Below are 21,731 nucleotides of genomic sequence, written 5' to 3'. Positions count from 1 at the left end.
CGTACGAGGTCAGGCCCGCGCGTCCACACCCACCTGCGCGGGTCGCAGAGCAGCCGCGTGGCGGGTGGCGACGGCGGCGAAGTAGGACTCGCGGCGTCGGGCGGCGCAACCCTCGGGGCGGCTGGGGGGAGTGACCAGGTCTGGGTCGAGCTCGCGGTTGAGCGCCTCACGCAGGAGGCTGAGCGCCTCGGCGCGGAGCTGGGAGACGCGGGACTCGCTGACGCCGAGCTGCTCGGCGATCTCGGTCATGGGCCGCTCGGCCAGGAAGTACTCCGTGACGACGACGCGGAGACGCTCGGGCAGCTCGTCGACGGCCTCCACCATGTAGGTGAGGCGCTCGCGGTGCAGGACGAGCTGCTCGGGGGTGGCGGTGTCGGCCGGGACCAGCTCGTCGAGCGCGTCGTCGGGACCTCCCTGCAGGGAGAGCACCTGGGCGCGGGCGACGTCGTCGTCGTTGGCGACGACCTCGTCCAGGCTCATGCCCAGGGCGCTGGCGACCTCGGCGTTGGTCGGGACCCGACCCAGGGCGACGGCCAGCTGGTGCCGGGTCCCCTCCAGGTCGCGGGCGCGGCGGCGTACGGAGCGCGAGGCCCAGTCGACGCTGCGGAGCTCGTCGATGAGCGCGCCCCGGATCCGGGTCGCGGCGTAACGGGCGAAGGGGACGCCACGCTCCTGCTCGAAGGAGTCGGCGGCCCGCACCAGCGCGACCAGCCCGGCCGAGGTGAGGTCGTCGCGCGACACGTGGTGGGGCACGCGTCCGGCCATCTCGCGGACGATGTGGCCCACCAGCGGCATGGTTGAGGTGATCAGCTCGTGGCGATCGAGGGTCGTGCTGTTTTCCGAGAACACCTGATTAGTTCATCGCTTCACTAACAACACCCATACCCAAAAAGAGGTATATGGCCCGTGCGGGCCCAAAGCAGGGACCAAGGTCCCGGCACCTCGTGGCCCCTCGGGGCTAGGCGAGGATGGCTGGACCAGTACCCCCGGTGACCTGGGTCACCGATCTCGACAGTGCGCGACAATCGTTCAGGTTCGCCGCACGGACGCCGATGGGATGGTCTGATGCCGCACGTACACAGGCCAGATGGCGGTCTGGACGACGAAGGGAAGACCGATGGAGAAGCTCTCGCAGATCCTGTGGCGCGAGCGTGAGCTGCTGGAGACGCTGCTCTACAAGCTCGAGGTCGAGCAGCTCGTGATGGCCACAGGCCGCACCCGCTGGCTGCTCCAGGCGGCCAAGGACGTGGAGTCGGTCCTGGAGACCATCCGTGAGACCGAGCTCGTCCGAGCCGTGGCTGCCGACGAGGCCGCCGAGGTCCTCGGCCTGGCCCCCAACCCGAGCCTGCGTGCCCTGATCGACGCGGCGGACGAGCCCTGGACGACCATCCTGGCCGACCACCGCGACGCCTTCGCCCGGATCACCACCGACGTCACCACGATGGCTGACGCCAACCGCGAGCTGATCACCGCTGGCATCCGGTCGGCTCGAGAGACCCTGCTGACCATGACGGAGGGCACCGACGGCTACAGCGCGGACGGCAGCGCCGTCGTCGGCCTGGCTCGCAAGCCCCTCCTTGATCGGAGCCTGTGACGATGAGCGGAACCTTCTCCTCCTTCGGCACCGCCCTCAGCGCCATGCACCACAACCGGGTGCTGATGGACGTGGCCAGCAGCAACATCGCCAACTCCGCCACCGTCGGCTACGCCCGTCGTCGCGCCGAGGCCGAGACCGTGGGCGCCCCGGCACAGCCGGCGATGTGGTCGCGCTGCGAGGGTGCCGGCGAGGGTGTGCGCACCTCCGGCGTCGTACGCATGACCGACCAGTTCCTCGACGCACGGGCGCGCTACGAGCACGGCAACAACTCCTACCTCTCCACCCGCGCAGCCGCGCTGGCGCGCTTCGAGGCGGGCATCGGCGAGCCCGGTGACAACGGTGTCGCCGCCGCGCTCGACGACTTCCGGACCGGGTGGCACGACCTCGCCGTCTCACCGGGCGGCGACGCGGCCCGCAGCCAGGTCCTGGACCGTGCTGCCACGCTGGTCGAGTCGATCCGCGTCCAGGCCGCCAACGTGGCCACGGAGGAGAGCGGGCAGCGCGACCGTCTCCAGACCCTGGTCGCCGAGGTCAACACGTTGGCCAGCGACCTGGCCGACACCAACCGCTCCATCGCGGTGGCCGGCTTCAGCGGCACCGACGCCAACCTGCTGCTCGACCAGCGCGACCAGCTGGCCATGCGCCTCTCCGAGCTGACCGGTGGTGTCGCCACGCAGCGGGCCGACGGCGGTCTCGACGTCACGGTCAACGGCACCGCCCTGGTCATCGGCCAGGAGGCCGGGCGCCTGGTGGTGGCCACCGGCGCGACGGGCGGCGCGGTCAGCCTCGCCGTCGAGACCCGGGCCGGCTCCACGGCGGTGGCCCCCGGCATGCGCGGCGAGATCGGGGCGACGGCCGACCTGCTCACCTCGACCCTGCCCGACTACCGTGACGGCCTCGACGACGTGGTGCGCCAGCTCGTGGCCGACGTCAACACCCAGCACGGGCGTGGCTACACGCTTGACGGCACTCCGGGCGGCGACTTCTTCTCCTTCGACGCGAGCGACCCGGCCGGGTCGCTGCGAGTGGCGATCACCGACCTCGACAAGGTCGCCGCCTCCGGCATCCCCGGAGGCGGGCTCGACGGCGGCAACGCCACGGCCCTGGCCGCCACCGGCGGTGCCGAGAGCGGCTACCAGCGGCTCGTCAACGGACTCGGCAGCGAGATCGCCTCGGTGCGACGCCTGGCCTCCAACCAGGCCGCGCTGACGGCGCAGGTCGACGGGACGCGTGACCAGCTCGCCGGCGTCAACCTCGACGAGGAGATGGTCGGCCTGGTCAGCGCCCAGCGGGCCTACGAGGCCGCGTCGCGGGTGATGAGCACCCTCGACCAGATGCTCGACACCCTGATCAACCGCACCGGGCTGGTGGGCCGATGAGCATCCAGCGCGTGACCCAGTCGATGATGAGCCAGCGCTCGCTCGAGGGCCTCCAGCTCAGCCTGGGCCGTCTGGCCAAGAGCCAGGAGCAGCTCTCCACCGGACGGGTGCTCAACCGGCCGTCGGACTCTCCGACCGACACGACCGCTGCGATGCGGCTGCGTTCCTCGCTGGCCGACACCTTGCAGTACGCCCGCAACGCCGAGGACGGTCGAGGCTGGTTGGGTCAGGTCGACACCACCCTGCAGTCCATGACCAACGAGACCCGGCGGGCCCGCGACCTGGTGCTCCAGGGCGTCAACGGTGCGATGAGCGCCACCGCGCGCGAGGCCCTGGCCATCGAGGTCGAGCAGCTGCGCGAGTCGCTGATCGCCCAGGCCAACACGACGTACCTCGAACGACCGGTCTTCGGCGGCGTCACCGCCGGCAGCCGTGCCTACGACCCCGACGGGCAGTACGTCGGCACCGCGGCAGGGGCGGTCATGCGCACGGTCGCGGACGGCGTCAGCGTGCGGGTCGACATGGACGCCCGTGAGGCGTTCGGTCCCGACGGCGCCAACCTCTTCGACGACCTGGCCGCTGCGGTGAACGCGCTCCGTTCGGGTGACGCCGGCGAGATGCGGACCAGCCTGGACAAGCTGGCTGCCGCAGGCAACCGGATGACCGGGGCTCTGGCGGAGGTCGGTGGTCGGACGAACCGGCTCGAGGCGGCGCTGCTGCGCGCCCAGGACGGGGAGTTGGCGATCACGAAGTCGCTGACTGAGATCGAGAACGTCGACCTGCCCCGGGCGATGGTCGACCTGCAGCTGCAGGAGGTTGCCTACCAGGCAGCCCTCGGCGCCACCGCGCGCGTCCTGCAGCCGAGCCTCCTGGACTTCCTGCGTTGACGCGGGTCGTGAGGTCGAGCGTCGTGCGGGGGACGAGTGTGGGAGTGTGGGCGCCATGCACGACCTTCCGGTGATCGAGCTCGTCCATCCGCTTCCGGGTTTTCCGGAGCACCGGCGCTTCGCCCTCGTCCAGCTCGACGAGGACGGCGTCCTGTGCGACCTCCGCTCGTTGGACGACCCCGACCTGCGCTTCCTGGTGGCCTCGCCGGTGCCCTTCTTCCCGGACTACGCACCGGTGGTGGGCGACGACGTGGTGGCAGAGCTCGAGATCGAGGACGCCTCCGACGTCCTCGTCCTGCTGGTCCTGACCACCGGCACGTCGCTGGCCGACAGCACCGCCAACCTGCGTGCTCCCGTGCTGGTGAACACCACCACGCGTCGGGCGGCCCAGGTGATCCTCGACGACGCCACCCTGTCCGTTGCCGTGCCGCTGGCGCCATGAACACCCCCGCGGCGGCCCTGGTGCGTTGGCGTAGGTTGGTCCCATGTTGGTGCTGAGCCGTCGGGCGGGCGAGAGCGTCGTCGTGGGTGACGAGATCACCGTGACGATCCTCGAGGTCCGCGGTGACGTCGTACGCGTGGGCATCGACGCCCCCCGCTCCGTGAGCGTGCACCGCGCCGAGCTCCTGGCCGAGCTCGCCTCCAGCAACCAGGGTGCGGCCTCGCCGCCGCAGGAGGCCGTGGCGACCCTCGCCGAGGCGCTCCGCCGCCGCAAGGACTGACCCGCTGCGGCGGGAGTGGCACCTTCCCTCCCCGCCCGCCCCATCCACTCAGGTCGCGCCTCCTGCGGCCGATGAGCCTCTCGAAGCAGCATGCGACGACGAGAGGGCAGATCCCGCGTGGATGAGATGGATGAGATCGTCCAGGAGTTCCTCGTGGAGAGCCACGAGAACCTGGACCAGCTCGACCGTGACCTGGTGGCCCTCGAACGGGAGCCGGGCTCGCGTGACCTGTTGGCGAGCATCTTCAGGACGATCCACACGATCAAGGGCACGAGTGGCTTCCTGGCCTTCGGGAAGCTCGAGGCCGTGACGCACGTCGGCGAGAACCTGCTGGCCCGGTTGCGCGACGGCAAGATGTCGATGACGCCGCAGACCACCGACGTGCTGCTGGCCATGGTCGACACCGTGCGTGACCTCCTCGGGGCCATCGAGGCCGGTGGAGACGAGGGCGACATCGACGTCGCCCCCGTCGTCGCGCGCATCTCCGCGGTCCTCGAGGGTCGGGCGGAGGCAGCCGTCGTCGAGACGACCACGGCCGTGCCCGCCGTGCCCGTCGTGCCCGCCGTGCCCGTCGTGCCCGTCCCGGACGCGACGGCGGAGGCCGAGCCCACCGAGGAGTCCCCGCACCGTCGGACCGTCGCCGAGTCCTCGGTCCGGGTCGACGTGGAGCTGCTGGACACCCTGATGCAGCTGGTCGGCGAGCTCGTGCTCACCCGCAACCAGATCGTCCGTCAGGCCAGCCACCAGGACGACGTCGACCTCGTGCGCTCCGCGCAGCGGCTCAACCTCATCGCCTCCGAGCTGCAGGAGGGCGTCATGAAGACCCGCATGCAGCCCATCGACAACCTCTGGGCCAAGCTGCCCCGCGTCGTGCGCGACCTCGGCGCCCAGTGCGGCAAGACCGTCACCCTGGCGATGGTCGGCAAGGAGACCGAGCTCGACCGCACGCTCCTCGAGGCGGTCAAGGACCCGCTCACCCACCTGGTGCGCAACAGCGTCGACCACGGGCTCGAGCGGCCGGAGGCTCGTGTCGCCGCCGGCAAGCCGGCCGAGGGCGTCCTGACCCTGAGGGCCTACCACGAGGGTGGCCAGGTCGTGGTCGAGGTCAGCGACGACGGGGCCGGCATCGACCCCGAGCGGATCGCGGCCAAGGCGCTCGAGCGGGGCCTGCGTACGTCGGCCCAGCTGGCCGAGACGTCGCCGAACGACATCCTGCAGCTGGTCTTCCTGCCCGGCTTCTCGACCGCGGCCGCCGTCACCAACGTCTCCGGACGTGGGGTCGGCATGGACGTGGTGCGCACGAACATCGAGGCCATCGGTGGCACCATCGAGATCGACTCGGTCCTGGGCCGCGGCACCACCTGCCGCCTGCGGATCCCGCTGACCCTGGCCATCGTCCCGGCGCTCACCGTCGAGTGCGCGGGCGACCGCTACGCGATCCCGCAGGTCAGCCTGCTGGAGCTGGTGGCGCTGGACGCCGACCGGGCCGCCGACGCCGTCGAGGACGTCAACGGCGCCTCGGTCCACCGCCTGCGCGGGTCCCTGCTGCCGCTGGTCCGCCTGGCCGACCTGCTGGGCGTGGAGTCCGACCGCTCCGACGGCCACGTCGTCATCGCTGTCCTGCAGGCCGAGGGCCGCCGCTTCGGCCTGGTCATCGACCGTGTCCTCAGCACGGAGGAGATCGTGGTCAAGCCGCTGGTCACCCAGCTCAAGGCGATCGGCGCCTACTCCGGTGCCACCATCCTGGGCGACGGCACCGTGGCCCTGATCCTCGACGTCCAGGCCCTGGCCCGGCGCGTGCTCAACAGCGACGTGCTCGAGCAGGAGCGGGTCGCCGACACCGGCGCACGGCCCGTCGTCGACGAGAGCCTGCGCCTCCTTGTCGCCGGGCTGGGTGGGGACCGCAAGGTCGCGATCCCGCTCTCCTCGGTCACCCGCCTGGAGAACTTCCCGACCTCCGGGGTCGAGCACATCGGTGGCCGCGAGGTCGTCCAGTACCGCGGCGGCATCCTGCCGCTGGTGCGCCTCAGCTCCTTCTACGGCACGCTCAGCGACCGCACCGACGACGAGCTCGTCGTCGTCATCTACACCGTCGGCTCGCGCAGCGTGGCGATCGTGGTCGACGAGATCGTCGACATCGTCGACGGCGGTGGCGACCTCCAGGCCGACGTGACCGCCCACGGCGTGCTCGGTTCGACGCTCGTCCGCGACCGCGTCGTCGAGGTGCTCGACGTCCGCGCCGCGATCCTCTCGGCCGACCCCATGTTCTACGAGGCCTCGGAGGTCGACCTCCGGCCCGAGCTCCAGGAGGCGATGTGAGCACCCGACTGGTCACCTTCACCCTCGACGGGCACCTCTACGGCGTCGACGTCGCGTCGGTCCAGGAGGTCTTGCGCGGGCAGCCCCAGACCAGGGTCCCGCTGGCCCCGCAGAGCGTCGCAGGCCTGATCAACCTGCGTGGTCAGGTGCTCAGCGCCGTCGAGATGCGTGCCCGCCTCGGGCTGCCTGACCGTGCCGCCGACCAGGAGGCGATGCTCGTCGTCGTCCGGGTCGCCGGCGAGACGATCGCGCTGCTGGTCGACAGCATCGGCGCCGTGGTCGACGTGGAGGAGGAGCAGTTCGAGCTCCCGCCCGACACCCTGACCCGAGCCTCTCGGGAGTTCCTCCACGGTGCGTACAAGCTCGAGGGGCAGCTCCTGCTCGCCCTCGACGTCGAGCGGGCCGTGGCCGCCTGACCTCACGGGGGTCACCACCGAAGGTCTGCGTCAGGCGGGCCCTTCTCCTCCGGTCGAGGCCATGGCTGCCGATGGGAGCTCCAGAGCACTGAAGACCCGACGCTGCCCGAAGGACACCCCTGATGAGCACTGACCTGCCCCTCGCCGCCGAACGCCGTTCGTTCGTCCAGTCATTCCTGCGTGATCGCAGCGTGCGTACGAAGATGTTGGCCGCCGTCAGCATCGGCAACGCCGTCGCCCTGGTGGTCGGCGTGGTGGGGATCCTCGCGCTCGGCCAGCTCAACGAGAACGCCCAGAAGCTCCACGACGAGAACGTGATGGGCGTGGAGCGGGTCGACGGGATGCGCGCGGCCGTCGACGGTATGCGCATGGCTGCGCGTGACGCGCTGATCAAGCCGACGAAGGCTGGGAAGAGGGCGTCGCTGGAGGAGCTCGAGGAGCACTTCGGAGCTTTGGAGGCCGCCGAACGTGCCCACGACGCCACGGGGCTGGACCCGGTGGCGCGCGAGATCGTCGGCCGCCAGACCGAGGCCGCGACGGCCTACCACGACCTCCAGGTCACGACCATGGCCGATCTGGCCCTGGCGTCCGACTTCACGGGCTGGGACGAGGCGAACTCCACCGAGGTCAAGAAGCTGACCGCGGTGATGGAGGAGTCGCTCGACGCGCTCACCTCGCACGAGCTGGACCAGGCCGAGGCCGCGGTGGAGGAGACGAGGGAGATGTACGTCTCCACGCGCCGCTTGAACATCGCCGTGATGGTCCTCGGCATCGCGCTCGCCGCACTGGTCGCCTGGTGGATCGCGATGACGCTGGCGCGCAACATCGCCCGGGTCAAGCAGGTCATCGACGGTCTGGCCGACGGCGACCTGACCCGTCGTGCAGAGGTCGCCAACCGTGACGAGGTGGGAGACATGGCGATCGGCCTGGACGTGGCCACGGCTCGCCTGCGTGAGCTGATGACCGGGGTGATGGGCTCGGCCGACGCGGTCAGCTCCGCGGCCGTCCAGCTCTCCGCAGGGTCGGAGCAGATCGCCGCCGCCGCCGAGGAGACCTCGGTGCAGGCCAGCGTCGTCTCCGGTGCGGCCGACGAGGTCAGCCGCAACGTGCAGACCGTCGCCGCGGGATCGGAGCAGATGACGGCGTCGATCCGCGAGATCGCGCACTCGGCCAACGAGGCCGCCCGGGTCGCCGGCGACGCAGTGCGCACGGTCGAGTCGACCAACGCGACGGTGTCGAAGCTGGGCGAGTCGAGCCAGGAGATCGGCAAGGTCGTCAAGGTGATCACCTCGATCGCCGAGCAGACCAACCTCCTCGCCCTCAACGCCACCATCGAGGCTGCGCGTGCCGGTGAGGCCGGCAAGGGCTTCGCCGTGGTGGCCAACGAGGTCAAGGAGCTGGCGCAGGAGACCGCGCGGGCGACCGAGGACATCGCGCGTCGGGTGGAGACGATCCAGGGCGACACCGCGGGCGCGGTCTCGGCCATCGGCGAGATCGACGCGATCATCCGCTCGATCAACGACTACCAGCTGACCATCGCCTCGGCGGTGGAGGAGCAGACCGCGACCACCAACGAGATGGGCCGCAACGTGGCGGACGCCTCCATCGGCACGCAGCAGATCGCCGAGAACATCGACGGCGTCTCCCAGGCAGCCGGGTCCACGACCGAGGCCGTCACCCAGGCCCACGCCGCCGTCAACGAGATCGCCCAGATGGCCGTGAGCCTGCGGACCAGAGTGGACAGCTTCCGCGTCTGAGCGTCGTACGTCGCAGGTCGACCCGCGCTCGGGACGGGTCGACCTGCGGCCTCACCCGCCGACTGCTGCCGCTTCTGCTCAGGTGGCGCCGCCCGGCGCCGATCAGAAGCGCGTCCGCTGCTCGGCGGCCACGATCATCGAAGGACCCTGCGTGCCCCCCATCCGCGTGCTCGTCGTGGACGACTCGGTCGTCATCCGGCGCCTGGTCACCAGCCTGCTCTCCGAGGACCCCGACATCGAGGTCGTCGGCACGGCGATCAACGGTCGTGCCGCCCTGCAGAAGATCGAGTCGCTCGCGCCCGACCTCGTGACCATGGACATCGAGATGCCCGGGATGGACGGCATCGAGGCGGTGCGCGCCATCCGCGCAGGGGGCAACCGCCTCCCGATCATCATGTTCAGCACGCTCACCGAGCGCGGCGCCACCGCGACCTTCGACGCCCTCGCGGCCGGCGCCTCCGACTACGTGCCGAAGCCGGCCAACGTCGGCAGCGTGAGCCGCTCGATGGAGCAGGTGCGCGACGCCCTGATCCCGCTGATCAAGTCGTTGGCCCCGCCACGGCTGACGGCGGCGCGCGCGACGGCCCCGTCCGCCGCCGGTACGCCCGCAGCCACGTCCGCACCGACGCCTGCGCAGGCAGTCGTCGCGCCGCCCGTCACGCGCGATCGACGCATGCCTGCGACCGGCTACCGGTTGCTCGCCGTCGGCAGCTCCACCGGTGGGCCCGAGGCCCTCTTCACCGTCCTCACCTCGCTGCCGCCGCTGCCGGTCCCGGTGGTGGTCGTGCAGCACATGCCGCCCGTCTTCACCACGCAGTTCGCCGCGCGGCTCGACCGGCACTGCCAGTTCCCGGTGCGGGAGGCCACGGACGGCGCCGTGCTCGCCCCCGGCGCCGTGACGATCGCCCCCGGCGACCACCACCTGGTGGTGGAGCGCGCCGGTCGCGACCTCGTGGCCCGGCTCAACCAGCAGCCGCCGGAGAACTACTGCCGCCCAGCCGTCGACGTGCTCTTCCGGTCGGCCGCGCGGGCTGCCGGTGGTCCGGTGCTGGGGCTGGTGCTGACCGGGATGGGCGCCGACGGCGCCAAGGGGGCGCAGCACCTGGTCGACGCCGGCGGCAGCGTGATCGCGCAGGACCGCGCCACCTCGGTGGTGTGGGGCATGCCAGGAGCGGTGGCGGCCGCCGGGCTCGCCGAGCAGCTGCTGCCCCTGGGGCAGGTGGCTGCAGAGGTCCGGCGTCGTGTGACGTCGCACCAGGACGACACCAGGGGAGGAGAGGCATGAGCCTGTCTGCTGACGCCTTTGCGTTCGTTCGTGACCACGTCCGGGCGGAGAGTGCGATCGTGCTCGACGCCGGCAAGGTCTACCTCGTGGACTCGCGCCTGATGCCACTGGCGCGCGCCTGCGGGCATGCCGACGTCACGGAGTTCGTCCGGCACGTCCAGCGCACCCGTGACCCCGTGCTGCTGCGCAGGGTCGTCGAGGCGTTGACCACCAACGAGACCTCGTTCTACCGCGACAACGACCCGTTCGTGGCGCTGCGTCAGGACGTGCTGCCCGCCCTGGCCGCCCGCCGCCCGCAGCGGCGCCTGAGGATCTGGACGGCTGCCTGCTCGACGGGGCAGGAGCCCTACAGCGTCGCGATGGCCGTGCGCGAGACCCCCGCCATCCAGCGCTTCTACGTCGACATCCTGGGCACCGACCTCTCCGAGGAGGTGCTCGAGAGGGCCCGGCGCGCGGAGTACTCCCAGCTCGAGGTCAACCGCGGCCTGCCGGCGACGACCCTGGTGCGCCACTTCCAGCGCTCGGGCGCCAGCTGGAAGCTCAACCCCGAGATTGCGTCGATGGTGAAGTTCTCGCGCCTCAACCTGACCCGTCCGTTCGGCCCGATCGGCCAGTTCGACGTGGTCTTCCTGCGCAACGTGCTCATCTACTTCGACGTCGAGACCAAGCGCGACGTGCTGCGTCGGGTCCGTCAGGTCATGGCGCCCGACGGCTACCTCTTCCTCGGCGCGGCAGAGATGACGATGGGTGTCGACGACTCCTGGGAGAGGGTGCCCGCCGGTCGTTCGTCGGTCTACCGGATCCGGGAGGACGCAGCCGCGCTGGCGCGGTGAGCGGCGGCGTACGAGGTCTAGTCGAGGAGGTGGGCGGCGAGCAGGGCCGCCTGGGCGCGCCGCTGCACGCCGAGCTTGGCCAGCAGGGGAGTGACGTTGTTCTTGATCGTCTTCTCGGAGAGGAAGAGACGGTCGCCGATCTGCCGGTTGGTGAGGCCGTCCCCGATGAGCTGGAGGATGCGTCGCTCCTGCGGGGTCAGGTCGGGCAGGGCGCCGGCACCGCTCTCCCGTCTCTGGCGCATCCGCTCCATCATCCGCGAGGCGACGGCGGGGGCGACCAGCGACTTCCCACTCGCCACCTCACGGATGCCCTTGAGCAGTGAGTCGGCCTCGATCTGCTTGAGCACGTAGCCGCTCACCCCGGCCGAGAACGCCGCGACGAGGGTCTCCTCGTCGTCGAAGCTGCTCAGGATCATGGTCCTGACCTCGGGCGCCACGTCCTGGATGCCACGGGCGACCTCGACGCCGGAACCGTCGGGCAGGCGCGCGTCGAGCAGCGCGACGTCCGGTCGCTGCTCCAACACTCCTCGACGACCGTCACGGACGGTGCCGGCCTCGCCGACGACCGTCATGTCGTCCTCGGCCTCCAGCAAGTGGCGGAGCCCGCGACGCACGATCTCGTGATCATCCAGCAAGAAGACCCGAATCTTCTGCATCAGTTCATTCAACTCTGCTGCGTTGGCACATTCAACCTTTGTGCCCGCTCGCCCTCGGATCCATGCCGATTGTCGTGGTTGAACCGCGATGCCGACGCGGCGACTGTCGGAATAAAGTTGCTTCTGACAACCTTTCACCCATCAACTGAGCCAGGACCGGTGTCGGGGGAGACCCCCGCGACGCCAGTCGTCCAGGTCTCGTCACTCCGTCACGTTGCCACCGAAACGAGCTCCCATGTCCTCACCCTCTCCCGCCGCCACCGCGGAGGAGTCCGGTCAGATGTCACACCGCCAGATCCTGCAGGCCCTGTCCGGCCTGCTGCTGGCGATGTTTGCCGCGATGGTCGCCTCGACCATCGTCAACACCGCCCTGCCGCCGATCGTCGCCGACCTCGGCGGCAGCCAGACCGGCTACACGTGGGTCGTCGTCGGCACGCTGCTGGCGATGACCGCCACGACGCCCATCTGGGGCAAGCTCGCCGACCTCTTCAACCAGAAGATCCTCACCCAGACGGCCCTGAGCATCTTCGCTCTCGGCTCGCTGATCGCCGGCTTCTCCACCTCCATGGAGATGCTGATCGGCGCCCGCGTCATCCAGGGCCTCGGCATCGGTGGTCTCACCGCGCTGGTCCAGGTCGTCATCGCCAGCATGGTGTCGCCGCGCGAGCGCGGTCGCTACGCCGGCTACATGGGCTCGGTCTTCGCCGTCGCCACTGTCTCGGGCCCCCTCGTGGGCGGCCTGGTCGTCGACACCCTCGGCTGGCGCTGGTGCTTCTGGGTCAGCCTGCCGTTCGCGGTCGCTGCGTGGTTCCTGCTGCAGAAGACCCTCAAGCTGCCGCCGCGTGCGCGCAAGGACGTCACCATCGACTACGTCGGCTCGCTGCTCCTGATGCTGGGCGTCTCGCTCCTCCTGGTCTGGGTCTCCCTGGCCGGCAACCAGTTCGCGTGGACCTCCTTCACGAGCTACATGTTGCTGGTCTCCTCGGTGGCGGTGCTCGCGTTCGCGACGTGGTGGGAGGCCAAGGTCGCCGTCGACCCGGTGATCCCGCTGCGCCTCTTCCGTGACCGCACCACCACGCTGGCGACCCTTGCCTCGATCACCGTCGGGGTCGCGATGTTCGGCTCCGGCGTCTACCTCAGCCAGTACTTCCAGCTCTCGCGCGGCATGACGCCGACCCGGGCCGGCCTGATGAGCATCTGCATGGTCGCCGGCACGCTGGTCGCCGGGATCCTGTCGGGCAAGCTGATCTCCGACACCGGCAAGTGGAAGCGCTACCTCGTCGGCGGCTCGCTGTTGGTGATCGTGGGTCTCGGCCTGCTCGGCACCATCGACCGCGAGACCCACCTGGTCCAGGTGGGCCTCTTCATGGCCGTGCTCGGCGTCGGCGTGGGGGCCATCCAGCAGAACCTCGTGCTGGCCGTGCAGAACAACACCGCCTTCTCCGACATGGGTGCCGCCTCGGCCCTGGTGGCCTTCTTCCGCTCGATCGGTGGATCCGCCGGTGTCGCCGCTCTGGGGGCGGTCCTGGCGCACCAGGTCTCCGACTCGGTCACCGCGGGGCTGCGTGCCCTCGGCGTCGGCATGACCGGTTCGGGTGACTCCCACTCCGTGCCCAACCTCGCCGAGCTGCCGGAGCCGATCCGCCTGGTCTTCGAGAACGCCTACGGCGACGCCATCGCCATGATCTTCGCCCTGACGGTGCCCTTCGCGCTCTTCTCGTTCGTCTGCATCCTCTTCATCAAGGAGGTGCCGCTGCGGCGTACGGTGCAGCGCGCCGACGAGGTGAAGCAAGCGGTGGCCGGGACGCCGACCACGGTGGGCCAGCAGTGACCCCGGCTCGCGACGACCGGGACCTGGTGCTCGACGCCCTCGAGGGCGAGATCCTGGTGCTGGTCCGTCGCGCCAGGCGGGTCGTCGCCCTTCGTGCCGCGCAGATCCACCCGGAGCTGCAGCCCGCGGCCTACCTGTTGCTCCTGCTCCTGCGCGACCGCGGGGCGATGCGGGCCTCGGAGGTCTGCGACGCCCACGACATGGACAAGGGCGCAGTCAGCCGGCAGGTGCAGCACGCCGTTGACCTGGGCCTGGTGGAGCGTACGGCCGATCCCGTCGACAAGCGCGCCAGCCTGCTCACGCTGACCGACGCCGCCCGCGAGGGTCTCGCGGAGGTTGACGCCCGCCGGCGAGAGCGTCTGCGCGAGCGCGTCGCCCTGTGGGACGACGCGGCGCTGGCCGACTTCGTGACCGGCCTGGGCCGTTACAACTCGCTCTTCGCCGAGGAGCTCGTCAGCTGAACCGGGCCGGATCGACCGCGATCCAGACGTGCTCGGCGACCGCGAGCACCTCGCCGTCGGCCGTCAGGAGCGTGGAGGCGGTGGAGCTCTTGCGGCCCTCGGTGCCGCGGTGCTCTCCCATGACGACGACCGTCTGCCCCACCTCGGGCAGGCGGTCGATCCGTGCCGTCATCTGGCCGAGCACCATCGGACGGCCGAGCAGGTCCTCCGACCAGCCGCCGACGCAGTCGAGCGCCGCCCACGTGACGGCCTGACTGGTGCGGCCGTCGGTCCCGGCGAGGCTGGGATCGGGGGTCCAGGTCGCCGCGACCCGTCGCCGGCCCGCCACCGGGGTCACCTCGCCCGGGAAGATCCGCAGACCGTCACCCTCGGCCCGGTCCGGGCCGCAGGCGAAGCAGGTCGGGAACGGGTGCCGGGCGGCACCGGCGTACGACGCCTGCGCCGCGCGGGCCGTCTCGACGTCCACGCCGTCGACGGGGACCAGCTCGACCGGGCTGGGCACGGCCTGGGCGACGACGGCCTCGGCGTGGAGGAGCGCCGTCGTGCCGTCGGCCTCGGTGACGTTCATCTCCACGTCGAGCGGCGGGGGCTGACGCAGGCGGACCCGCACCGGCAGCCGGGTGTCGAGGTGGGAGGCCAGCTCACCGGCGGTCCACCCGCCGTTGGCCGAGACCGGGGGACCACAGAAACGCGACGGGACGACGAGCGTGCTCATCTCGTCAGCGTGCCACTGTCGGCGCCATGGGACACAATGGGCCCCGTGAGCGACCTCATCGACACCACCGAGATGTACCTCCGCACGATCTTCGAGCTCGTGGAGGAGGGAATCGTCCCCCTGCGCGCCCGCATCGCCGAGCGCCTGCACCAGAGTGGCCCGACGGTCTCGCAGACGGTCGCGCGCATGGAGCGCGACGGGCTCCTCACCGTCGAGGGCGACCGCCACCTCGAGCTCACCGAGGAGGGTCTGCGCCTGGCCACCCGCGTGATGCGCAAGCACCGCCTCGCGGAGCGGCTGCTGACCGACATCATCGGCCTCGACTGGGAGCTGGTGCACGCCGAGGCCTGCCGCTGGGAGCACGTGATCTCCGAGACCGTGGAGCGTCGCCTCATCGAGCTGCTCGACAACCCGACCGAGTCGCCCTACGGCAACCCGATCCCGGGGCTGGACGAGCTCGGCCAGGAGGAGCAGGCGGAGGCCTTCATGGAGGGCGTCGCGTCGCTCTCCAAGATCGCGACCTTCGACCCCTCCCGCGTCCACGTGCGACGCATCTCGGAGGAGGTCCAGAAGGACGAGGCGCTGATGGCCACCCTGCGTCGCGTCGGCGCCGTGCCCGACAAGACGGTCACGATCATCGCCACCGCCGACGGCGTGCTGCTGGGCTCCGGTGGCGAGAGCGCCGAGATCGACTACGAGTCGGCTGACCACATCTTCGTGAAGGTGGTCTGAGCCCTCACCGGCCCCGGCGTCGCGCCAGGTCGGTGAGGAACTCACTCGTCCCGGCGTGGACGGTCAGCGTGGCCAGGTCGTCGCCACGCGTCGCGCCCCGGTTGACGACCACGACCGGGAGGTCGTCGCGCGCGGCCCGCTTCACGAAGCGCAGCCCGCTCATCACGGTCAGCGAGGAGCCCGCGACCAGCAGCGCGCCACGCCTGTCGGGCTCAGGGTCGGACAGCGCGTCGACCGCCTCGAAGCAACGCCTCACCTTCTCCTTGGGAGCGTTCTCGCCGAAGAAGACGACGTGCGGCTTGAGCACGCCGCCGCAGCGCGCGCAGTCGGGCACCACGAAGTCGTCGGTGTCGTCGAGCTCGACGTCGCCGTCAGGGAGCGTCTCCACGGCGGAGTGCGCAACCAGCCAGCCAGGGTTCAGCTCGTCGAGGCGCGCATGCAGGTCGGCGCGCGGCTGCACCGAGCCGCAGGCCAGGCAGACGACCTCGTCGATGCGCCCGTGCAGCGCCACGACCCGCTGGCTGCCGGCCGCCTCGTGGAGGCCGTCGACGTTCTGGGTGATCAGGAGCTCGGGGTCGATCCGCGCGAGCGCGAGGTGGCCGGCGTTGGGATGGGCCCCTCGCATGCGCGACCACCCGACGTGGCTGCGCGCCCAGTAGCGCTGACGTGCTCGTGCCGAGCCCACGAACTCGGAGTAGGTCATCGGCATGCGCGCCGTCGAGCCCGGGCCGCGGTAGTCGGGGATGCCGGAGTCCGTGGAGAGCCCGGCCCCGGTGAGCACCACCAGCCGCCGGCCGGCGAGCACGTCGAGCGCGGCGGCGTACGCCGGCCCCACCTCGTGGTGCGTGACGAGCTGCTCGGTCATCGGCCGTAGCGGAGCTCGGCGCGGGCGCGTGCCTTGGCCGCCTCGACCTCACGGCTCTTGGGTGGGGCCGTGGTGACCAGGGAGTCGAGGAGGTGACGCGTGGTGTGGGCGATCTCCGCCACCGCGGCGTCGAACGCGGCCTGGTTGGCGGCGGACGGCTTCGTGGTCCCGGCGACCTTGCGGACGTACTGCAGCGCAGCGGCGGACACCTCCTCGGAGGAGGCCGGCGGCTCGAAGTTGTTGAGCGGGCGGATGTTGCGGCACATGCCACTCAATCTACGTCGACGAACGTGACGCCGTCTCCCGTCACCAGGGCGACCCGGGAGTCCGGCAGGGGGAGGATCCGGACGCGGTCGACGTCGGTGCCGTACTCCACCTCGCGCCGCGTCTCGGTGAGTCGGTGGTCGCGCGGCCTGATGATCGAGAGCCAGCCGGTGCGCCCCTCCCAGCCCTTCGAGACCACCGTCAGCGCCACCCTCTCGGTGGGCAGCCAGGTGAACTGCCGCGGGTCGGTCGCGGCCCCCGCCACGCTGAACTTGGGGTAGGAGACGGTGTCGAGCCGCTTCGGAGAGGTCAGGTCGGTGACACCGAAGAGGGCCGTCTGGGCGCCGCGCGTCGCCCCCGAACGCGGGTCGGCGTCCTGGCCGATCCCGAGGATCCGGTTCGGCCCGATGGGGTGGAGGTACTCGCTGAACCCGGGGATCTTGAGCTCCCCGAGCAGCGTCGGGTCGCCCGGGTCGGTGAGGTCGACGGCGTAGAGCGGGTCGGTCTGACGGAAGGTGACGACGAGGGCGAGGTCGTCGAACCACCGCACGGCCTTGATCTCCTCGCCGACCCCCAGCTTGTCGAGGCGACCGCGCTCGACGAGGTGACCGTCCTCCTCGGCCAACGTCACCACGGAGTTGAAGTTGCCGGTCGCGATGGTCGGGCCGACCGCGAGGCGAAGGAGGCCGTCGGCCGAGTCCATCGACCACCGGTCCCGGAGACCGCCCTCGACCTCGCCCGCCGCCACGAAGGTCGTGTCGGTGGCGTCCAGGGCGAACGCGTAGAGCTGGCTGCGTCCATCCGACCCACCCGAGGGCACCGCACTGCTGGAGGTGTCGTCGCGGCTCCAGCTCCACGAGGGCTGCGTGGCCAGGTGGAGCCGGTCGGTCGAGAAGTACGCCAGGTCGGTCGCCGTGGCGACGGCCACGGACGTACGCCTCGTCGGCTCGTCCGCCGTGAACGCCACGGTCGTGGTCGTCCCGACCGCTGCCTCGGTGTCGGGGACGGCGACGTCGGCGCAGTCCACCGCCTGCTCGCCGTCGACCTGCGGCAGCCAGTCGGCCAGGGTGGTCTCGCGGACGAGCTTGCGGTTGCTCCAGCGGGTGAAGCGCTCACCGAGCACCTGGTTGGCGTGGCGGAAGTCCAGCTCCGGCAGGTCGTTGCGCAGCACGAGACGGACCACGTCCCCGTGCAGGCGCGCGGTGACGAGCGGGGCGTCGTACGTGGTCTGCGCGCCGATCTCGGGTGACGTCGGGTCGGTGAGGTCGACGGTGACGACGCGGGTGCCTTCTTCGTGGGCGCTGTCGCGGGCGCCCCGGGTGGGCCCGAGCGCGACGACGGTGTCGTCGACCAGCAGGATCTCGGCGTCGCGCAGGCCCGGCAGGCGAAGTCGCGAGAGCTCGACGGGCTCGGCGCCGGCGACGTCGTGGGCCACCAGGGTGCCGTCCTGGACCCGGACCAGCGCGCTGCCGTCGGTCTTGGCGAGGTCGGGCTCGTCGACGCCCGCCTCCTGCACGTTGGTGCCGGTCGCGCTCGACGTCGCAGCTGAGGGAGCGGGGGCCGTTGAGGCGCCTGCCTGTGTCCGGGCGATGCTGTCCCCGGCCATCAGCTCGTCTCGTCCTGCTCCCCAACCCCAGGCGGTCACGAGAGGGAGCGCCCGCTCCTGGTAGGCCTCCAGCAGGTCGTCGCACGAACCGGCTGCCTCGAGTCCGTGACCGACGAGGTGGAAGGGACCCTGTGCTGGGGGCGGTGCATCGTCGCGGGCGGACGGGCCTCGGGCGCCGGTGAGGACACCCGCCGCGAAGACGCCCGTCACCGCCACGATGACGCCTGCGGTGACGAGGGTCGGGCGCAGGTGAGGAGAAGTCGTCATGGGGATGGGACGCGCGCCCGGGCCCGTCGGTTCCCGTGGTCTCGACAGCCCTTGTCGTCGGACATGCCAAGATGTCCCCTGACGCCGGGACGGGTGCCCGGTCGTCACGCCCCAGTAGCTCAGTGGATAGAGCAGCCGCCTCCTAAGCGAAAGGTCGCAAGTTCGACTCTTGCCTGGGGCACCACAGCACCGCCCCCCCGGGGCTTTTTCCACAGGTTGACGGCCACCGTCCGTGCACACGTTCGTGCTGACCTCGGCGTTGTGGAGAGCTTGGCCCGGCGTCGTCGTCGCAGGGCGAGGGTGGGCGCATGGTCACGCACGAGACAGTCACGCACGAGACAACAGACGACGTCCTCGCCCGCATCGACGCGCAGGCGCAGGCCGCCACCGAGCAGATGCTGCGAGCCCAGGAGTTCCAGACTGCCGTGGGCGCGGTCCGGGGCCGGGGCTCGGCGCCGGGCGTCGAGGCCGAGGTCGACGCCGTCGGGGTGCTGCGCGGCCTCCGCTTCACCGCGACCGCGTCGCCGCCCGGCGACGCCCTGGCGCGCGCGGTGATGTCGGCGCTGCGGGCTGCCCAGCTCGACGCGCTGGGACAGGTGCAGTCGCACGCCCAGCGGGTGTGGGGGAGCAGCGATTCGCTGGCCGCCCGCATCGTGGCCGAGGCAGCCGATCGGCTGGGTCTGGCCGACGTCGTCGTCGGGCGTGCGCGATGAGGGAGCCGGTCGCTCCGCGTCTCCGGATCGATCCCGACGTGCTGGAGGCGGAGGCCAACCGCCTGCGCGTGGTCGCCGACGCCGTCAACGCTCGCGGCCACTTCGTCGGCGGGGTCGCGATCGGTCAGGACAGCTTCGGACTGCTCAACGTCTCGTTGGCGTCCGCCGTCGACCTCCTGCGCGACAGGGTGGTCGACGCCCTGCGCGACCAGGCGGAGGCGGTGGCCGTGACCGCCGATGCGGTCACCGCCCTGAGCCGCGACATGGGTGCGGTCGATGCCCATCTGGCTGCCCTGCTCGCCGGAAGGTGTGAGTGGTGAACGGGGGCGCAGGTGGCCTCCTGGGCGGGATGACGCTGGCCCAGGAAGCCATGGGGGTCGTGGACCAGATCGAACGCGGGGAGTGGGGTGCTGCCTTCCTGGAGTCCGGGGCCGTCGGGTTGGGGGTCGCCGGCACGATGGCCGACCCTCTCGGCTCGCTGGTCTCCTGGCTCGGAGCCGAGGTGCTGGACAAGGTGGCGCCGTTGAACGTCTGGCTCATGGAGCTGACGGGCAACCAGGAGAAGGTGCGCGTGACGGCGCGGGTCATGGAGGGCGAGGCCACCCGCGTGCTCGCCGCTGCGGACGACGTCAGCCGCGACATGGTCTCGACGCTGGGTGGCATGGAGGGGATCGCCGCTGAGTCGGGTGCCGCCCAGTGCCGGGTGCTGGAGACCAACCTCCGCGCGACCGCGGCATCTCTCAGCGGTGTGGCCCGCGCGCTGGAGGTGGCCGCCAGCTACGTCGCGGTGGTGCACGCACTGGTGCGTGACGCCCTCGCGGAGTTGGCGACCATGGCGACCCAGCGCCTGATGGTCAGTGGCCTCACCCTGGGCGCCGCTCTTCCCGCAGTGGTGGCCGAGCTGACCGCACGGGTCGTCCATCTCGTCCGTCGGGTGTGCCGCCCGCTCCAGGGACTGATCAGGAGCTGCGGCGCGCTCCAGCTCCTGATGGACGACCTGGGCGTCGCGCTCCTGCAGCTCCGCCGCGCCGTACGGGCCCGCGCTGCCCTTGGCCCGCTCGGCGGTCGAGAGCTTATGACCCTCGGCGCGAGCGCGGGCCTCAGCGGCCTCGCCGCTGGTGTGGGTGAAGAGGATCCAGCGGGGTGCGTGCCGTGAGGGAGGCGGATCAGGGCAGGGGGCCTGCGTCCACCACCTCGAAGCCCATCCCGTGACGCACGAGCCGTTCGCGCAGGCGCGGGCCCATCGCCACCGCCGTGGTGACCTGGCCAGACGTCTCCGGGTTGTCGTCGCGCAGCAGGCTGATGGCCGCCTCGGCGAGCATCACCGCTGTCTCCGAGTAGCCGGGATCCCCGCCGCTGACCCGGGTGTGCACGCGACGACCCCCGCCCTCACCGACGAGGTCGACGGTGAACCACGAGCGGGCCCGCTTCTCCTCCGACGGTCCGGTGCCTGCAGGCACCCGGGTCGCCAGGAGCTTGCGCAGGGGCGGCACCTGGGCGGCGGAACCCAGCGCCACGACACCCAGCGCGCCGGCCGCGGCAGCGCGCAGCGTACGGGTGCCGGCGAAGTGGGAGTAGCGGAACCGGGGGCCGTACGCCTCCAGCGCTGCCCCGCTGCGAGCCACCACCTGGGGGTCCACGGTCGGGAGCGGCAGGAGCCAGTAGCCCAGGATCTCGTCGCGCCCCGGCTTCGCGGCCACGGCCCGCGAGGAGCGCCCTTGCGGGCGACCTTCTCGGGAACCACGGACCTTCGCCGCCTGCCTGGCCTGCGACGTCCGCGAGATCGCCGTCAGCGCGGACTGGTAGGTGCCGCCGGAGAAGGCAGCGTTCGAGCGTACGACGCCGCGCACCGTCAGCGGGACGTCGGCCGGCAGCTGCTCGACGGTGAACTGGGCGCCCAGGTCGTGCGGGACCGAGTCGAAGCCGCAGGCGTGGACCAACCGCGCCCCCGACGCCACGGCCGTGGCGTGGTGGTGGATCCAGGTCCGGTCCACGAACTCAGCCTCCCCGGTGAGGTCGAGGTAGTCGGTCCCAGCGGCGGCGCAGGCCGCGACCACGGGCTCTCCGTAGGAGAGGTAGGGGCCGACCGTCGTGGCCAGTGCCCGGGTGCGGCCAGCCAGGGTGTCGAGGCCGGCTCGGTCGGTCACGTCGACGACGACGGTCTCGACGGGTGGGCACGGCGATCCGGCCAGGTCGGCGACGACGGAGCCGAGGGTGGACTCGTTCCTGCCCGCCACCGCCCAGCGCAGGTCGGCCGGGGCATGGGCCGCGAGGTGCGCGGCGGTCAACCGACCCACGAACCCGGTGGCACCCAGCAGGACGAGGTCGAGGTCGCGGTCAGCGGCGGATTCTGGGGTCGGCATCGGGTCATCGTGGCAGGCGACACACGTGTAGCCAAGGGCCGACAACCACGCCAGTTGGCGAGT

Annotated in this window: 23 protein-coding genes and 1 tRNA gene; 17 read left to right on the top strand and 7 right to left on the bottom strand. The window is 71.3% G+C overall.

The window, feature by feature from the left end:
• Nucleotides 1–9: 9 nt before the first annotated feature.
• On the bottom strand, nucleotides 10–849 hold the full coding sequence (locus FCL41_RS14310) for a sigma-70 family RNA polymerase sigma factor (protein ID WP_239021657.1): 840 nt from the start codon (nucleotides 847–849) through the stop codon (nucleotides 10–12).
• A gap of 268 nt (nucleotides 850–1,117) precedes the next feature.
• Here FCL41_RS14310 and FCL41_RS14305 point away from each other — a divergent pair, with 268 nt between their 5' ends.
• The 10 genes from FCL41_RS14305 to FCL41_RS14260 all read left to right on the top strand — a co-directional run bounded on the left by FCL41_RS14305 (nucleotide 1,118) and on the right by FCL41_RS14260 (nucleotide 11,195).
• Nucleotides 1,118–1,594 carry a flagellar protein FlgN gene (locus FCL41_RS14305; RefSeq protein WP_137064992.1) on the top strand — a complete coding sequence of 159 codons (477 nt, stop codon included), beginning with the start codon at nucleotides 1,118–1,120 and terminating at the stop codon, nucleotides 1,592–1,594.
• Between the two features lie 2 nt (nucleotides 1,595–1,596).
• Nucleotides 1,597–2,976: a flagellar hook-associated protein FlgK gene (gene flgK, locus FCL41_RS14300; RefSeq protein ID WP_137064993.1), complete on the top strand. Its 1,380-nt coding sequence runs from the start codon at nucleotides 1,597–1,599 to the stop codon at nucleotides 2,974–2,976.
• A complete protein-coding gene (locus tag FCL41_RS14295) occupies nucleotides 2,973–3,863 on the top strand; it encodes a flagellin N-terminal helical domain-containing protein (protein ID WP_137064994.1) in 891 nt (296 codons plus the stop codon). The genes flgK and FCL41_RS14295 overlap by 4 nt, the downstream gene beginning before the upstream one ends.
• A 55-nt stretch (nucleotides 3,864–3,918) precedes the next feature.
• The gene (fliW, locus tag FCL41_RS14290; protein ID WP_137064995.1) at nucleotides 3,919–4,305 is read left to right on the top strand and encodes a flagellar assembly protein FliW; all 387 of its coding nucleotides are present in this window, start codon (nucleotides 3,919–3,921) and stop codon (nucleotides 4,303–4,305) included.
• A 43-nt stretch (nucleotides 4,306–4,348) separates the two neighbouring features.
• Complete coding sequence (csrA, locus tag FCL41_RS14285) at nucleotides 4,349–4,585, top strand: carbon storage regulator CsrA (RefSeq protein WP_137064996.1); 237 nt, start codon at nucleotides 4,349–4,351, stop codon at nucleotides 4,583–4,585.
• A gap of 126 nt (nucleotides 4,586–4,711) precedes the next feature.
• Nucleotides 4,712–6,904 carry a chemotaxis protein CheW gene (locus tag FCL41_RS14280; protein ID WP_239021880.1) on the top strand — a complete coding sequence of 731 codons (2,193 nt, stop codon included), beginning with the start codon at nucleotides 4,712–4,714 and terminating at the stop codon, nucleotides 6,902–6,904.
• Nucleotides 6,901–7,320 (top strand): chemotaxis protein CheW, encoded by a 420-nt coding sequence (locus tag FCL41_RS14275; protein ID WP_137064998.1) that lies wholly within the window; start codon nucleotides 6,901–6,903, stop codon nucleotides 7,318–7,320. Before FCL41_RS14280 ends, FCL41_RS14275 begins: the two co-directional genes overlap by 4 nt.
• 122 nt (nucleotides 7,321–7,442) lie before the next feature.
• Nucleotides 7,443–9,077, top strand: a complete 1,635-nt coding sequence (locus tag FCL41_RS14270) for a methyl-accepting chemotaxis protein (protein WP_137064999.1) — start codon at nucleotides 7,443–7,445, stop codon at nucleotides 9,075–9,077.
• A gap of 151 nt (nucleotides 9,078–9,228) precedes the next feature.
• Nucleotides 9,229–10,362, top strand: a complete 1,134-nt coding sequence (locus tag FCL41_RS14265) for a protein-glutamate methylesterase/protein-glutamine glutaminase (RefSeq protein WP_137065000.1) — start codon at nucleotides 9,229–9,231, stop codon at nucleotides 10,360–10,362.
• Nucleotides 10,359–11,195 (top strand): CheR family methyltransferase, encoded by an 837-nt coding sequence (locus FCL41_RS14260; RefSeq protein WP_137065001.1) that lies wholly within the window; start codon nucleotides 10,359–10,361, stop codon nucleotides 11,193–11,195. Before FCL41_RS14265 ends, FCL41_RS14260 begins: the two co-directional genes overlap by 4 nt.
• A 17-nt stretch (nucleotides 11,196–11,212) precedes the next feature.
• Here FCL41_RS14260 and FCL41_RS14255 read toward each other — a convergent pair whose 3' ends face one another.
• On the bottom strand, nucleotides 11,213–11,851 hold the full coding sequence (locus FCL41_RS14255) for a response regulator (RefSeq protein ID WP_137065002.1): 639 nt from the start codon (nucleotides 11,849–11,851) through the stop codon (nucleotides 11,213–11,215).
• 235 nt (nucleotides 11,852–12,086) lie between these two features.
• Here FCL41_RS14255 and FCL41_RS14250 point away from each other — a divergent pair, with 235 nt between their 5' ends.
• Both FCL41_RS14250 and FCL41_RS14245 read left to right on the top strand, forming a co-directional pair.
• Nucleotides 12,087–13,682, top strand: a complete 1,596-nt coding sequence (locus FCL41_RS14250; protein ID WP_239021656.1) for an MDR family MFS transporter — start codon at nucleotides 12,087–12,089, stop codon at nucleotides 13,680–13,682.
• Nucleotides 13,679–14,143, top strand: coding sequence for a MarR family winged helix-turn-helix transcriptional regulator (locus FCL41_RS14245; protein WP_137065003.1), 465 nt, complete (start codon nucleotides 13,679–13,681; stop codon nucleotides 14,141–14,143). The genes FCL41_RS14250 and FCL41_RS14245 overlap by 4 nt, the downstream gene beginning before the upstream one ends.
• Here FCL41_RS14245 and FCL41_RS14240 read toward each other — a convergent pair.
• Nucleotides 14,136–14,858, bottom strand: a complete 723-nt coding sequence (locus FCL41_RS14240; protein WP_137065004.1) for a hypothetical protein — start codon at nucleotides 14,856–14,858, stop codon at nucleotides 14,136–14,138. The two genes, FCL41_RS14245 and FCL41_RS14240, sit on opposite strands and share 8 nt — an antisense overlap.
• A 45-nt stretch (nucleotides 14,859–14,903) precedes the next feature.
• Between FCL41_RS14240 and FCL41_RS14235 the strand changes: the two genes are divergently transcribed.
• The gene (locus FCL41_RS14235) at nucleotides 14,904–15,590 is read left to right on the top strand and encodes an iron-dependent transcriptional repressor DtxR (RefSeq protein ID WP_137065005.1); all 687 of its coding nucleotides are present in this window, start codon (nucleotides 14,904–14,906) and stop codon (nucleotides 15,588–15,590) included.
• Between the two features lie 4 nt (nucleotides 15,591–15,594).
• Here the strand turns inward: FCL41_RS14235 and FCL41_RS14230 are convergent, their stop codons facing one another.
• From FCL41_RS14230 to FCL41_RS14220, 3 genes are read right to left on the bottom strand one after another with little or no spacing between them, the layout of a single operon-like run.
• On the bottom strand, nucleotides 15,595–16,455 hold the full coding sequence (locus FCL41_RS14230) for a Sir2 family NAD-dependent protein deacetylase (protein ID WP_137065006.1): 861 nt from the start codon (nucleotides 16,453–16,455) through the stop codon (nucleotides 15,595–15,597).
• The gene (locus FCL41_RS14225) at nucleotides 16,452–16,721 is read right to left on the bottom strand and encodes a DUF2277 domain-containing protein (RefSeq protein WP_137065007.1); all 270 of its coding nucleotides are present in this window, start codon (nucleotides 16,719–16,721) and stop codon (nucleotides 16,452–16,454) included. Before FCL41_RS14225 ends, FCL41_RS14230 begins: the two co-directional genes overlap by 4 nt.
• Before the next feature lie 5 nt (nucleotides 16,722–16,726).
• A complete protein-coding gene (locus tag FCL41_RS14220) occupies nucleotides 16,727–18,592 on the bottom strand; it encodes a beta-propeller domain-containing protein (protein ID WP_137065008.1) in 1,866 nt (621 codons plus the stop codon).
• Nucleotides 18,593–18,700: 108 nt separating this feature from the next.
• Here FCL41_RS14220 and FCL41_RS14215 point away from each other — a divergent pair.
• The 4 genes from FCL41_RS14215 to FCL41_RS14200 all read left to right on the top strand — a co-directional run bounded on the left by FCL41_RS14215 (nucleotide 18,701) and on the right by FCL41_RS14200 (nucleotide 20,461).
• Nucleotides 18,701–18,776 (top strand) — tRNA-Arg (locus tag FCL41_RS14215).
• 124 nt (nucleotides 18,777–18,900) lie between these two features.
• Complete coding sequence (locus FCL41_RS14210; protein WP_137065009.1) at nucleotides 18,901–19,305, top strand: hypothetical protein; 405 nt, start codon at nucleotides 18,901–18,903, stop codon at nucleotides 19,303–19,305.
• On the top strand, nucleotides 19,302–19,625 hold the full coding sequence (locus FCL41_RS14205) for a hypothetical protein (protein WP_137065010.1): 324 nt from the start codon (nucleotides 19,302–19,304) through the stop codon (nucleotides 19,623–19,625). Before FCL41_RS14210 ends, FCL41_RS14205 begins: the two co-directional genes overlap by 4 nt.
• Entirely contained in the window at nucleotides 19,622–20,461 is an 840-nt protein-coding gene (locus tag FCL41_RS14200; protein WP_137065011.1) for a hypothetical protein, read from the top strand. Before FCL41_RS14205 ends, FCL41_RS14200 begins: the two co-directional genes overlap by 4 nt.
• 10 nt (nucleotides 20,462–20,471) lie before the next feature.
• On the opposite strand, the gene FCL41_RS14195 is transcribed toward FCL41_RS14200, so the two are convergent.
• Complete coding sequence (locus tag FCL41_RS14195) at nucleotides 20,472–21,668, bottom strand: saccharopine dehydrogenase family protein (protein ID WP_137065012.1); 1,197 nt, start codon at nucleotides 21,666–21,668, stop codon at nucleotides 20,472–20,474.
• Nucleotides 21,669–21,731 lie beyond the last annotated feature (63 nt).

Origin of the sequence: Nocardioides jishulii, from assembly GCF_006007965.1 — a bacterium.
Lineage (GTDB): Bacteria > Actinomycetota > Actinomycetes > Propionibacteriales > Nocardioidaceae > Nocardioides > Nocardioides jishulii.
Note: the sequence above shows the minus strand (reverse complement) of the source record. Positions and strands in the feature narration are given on the sequence as shown.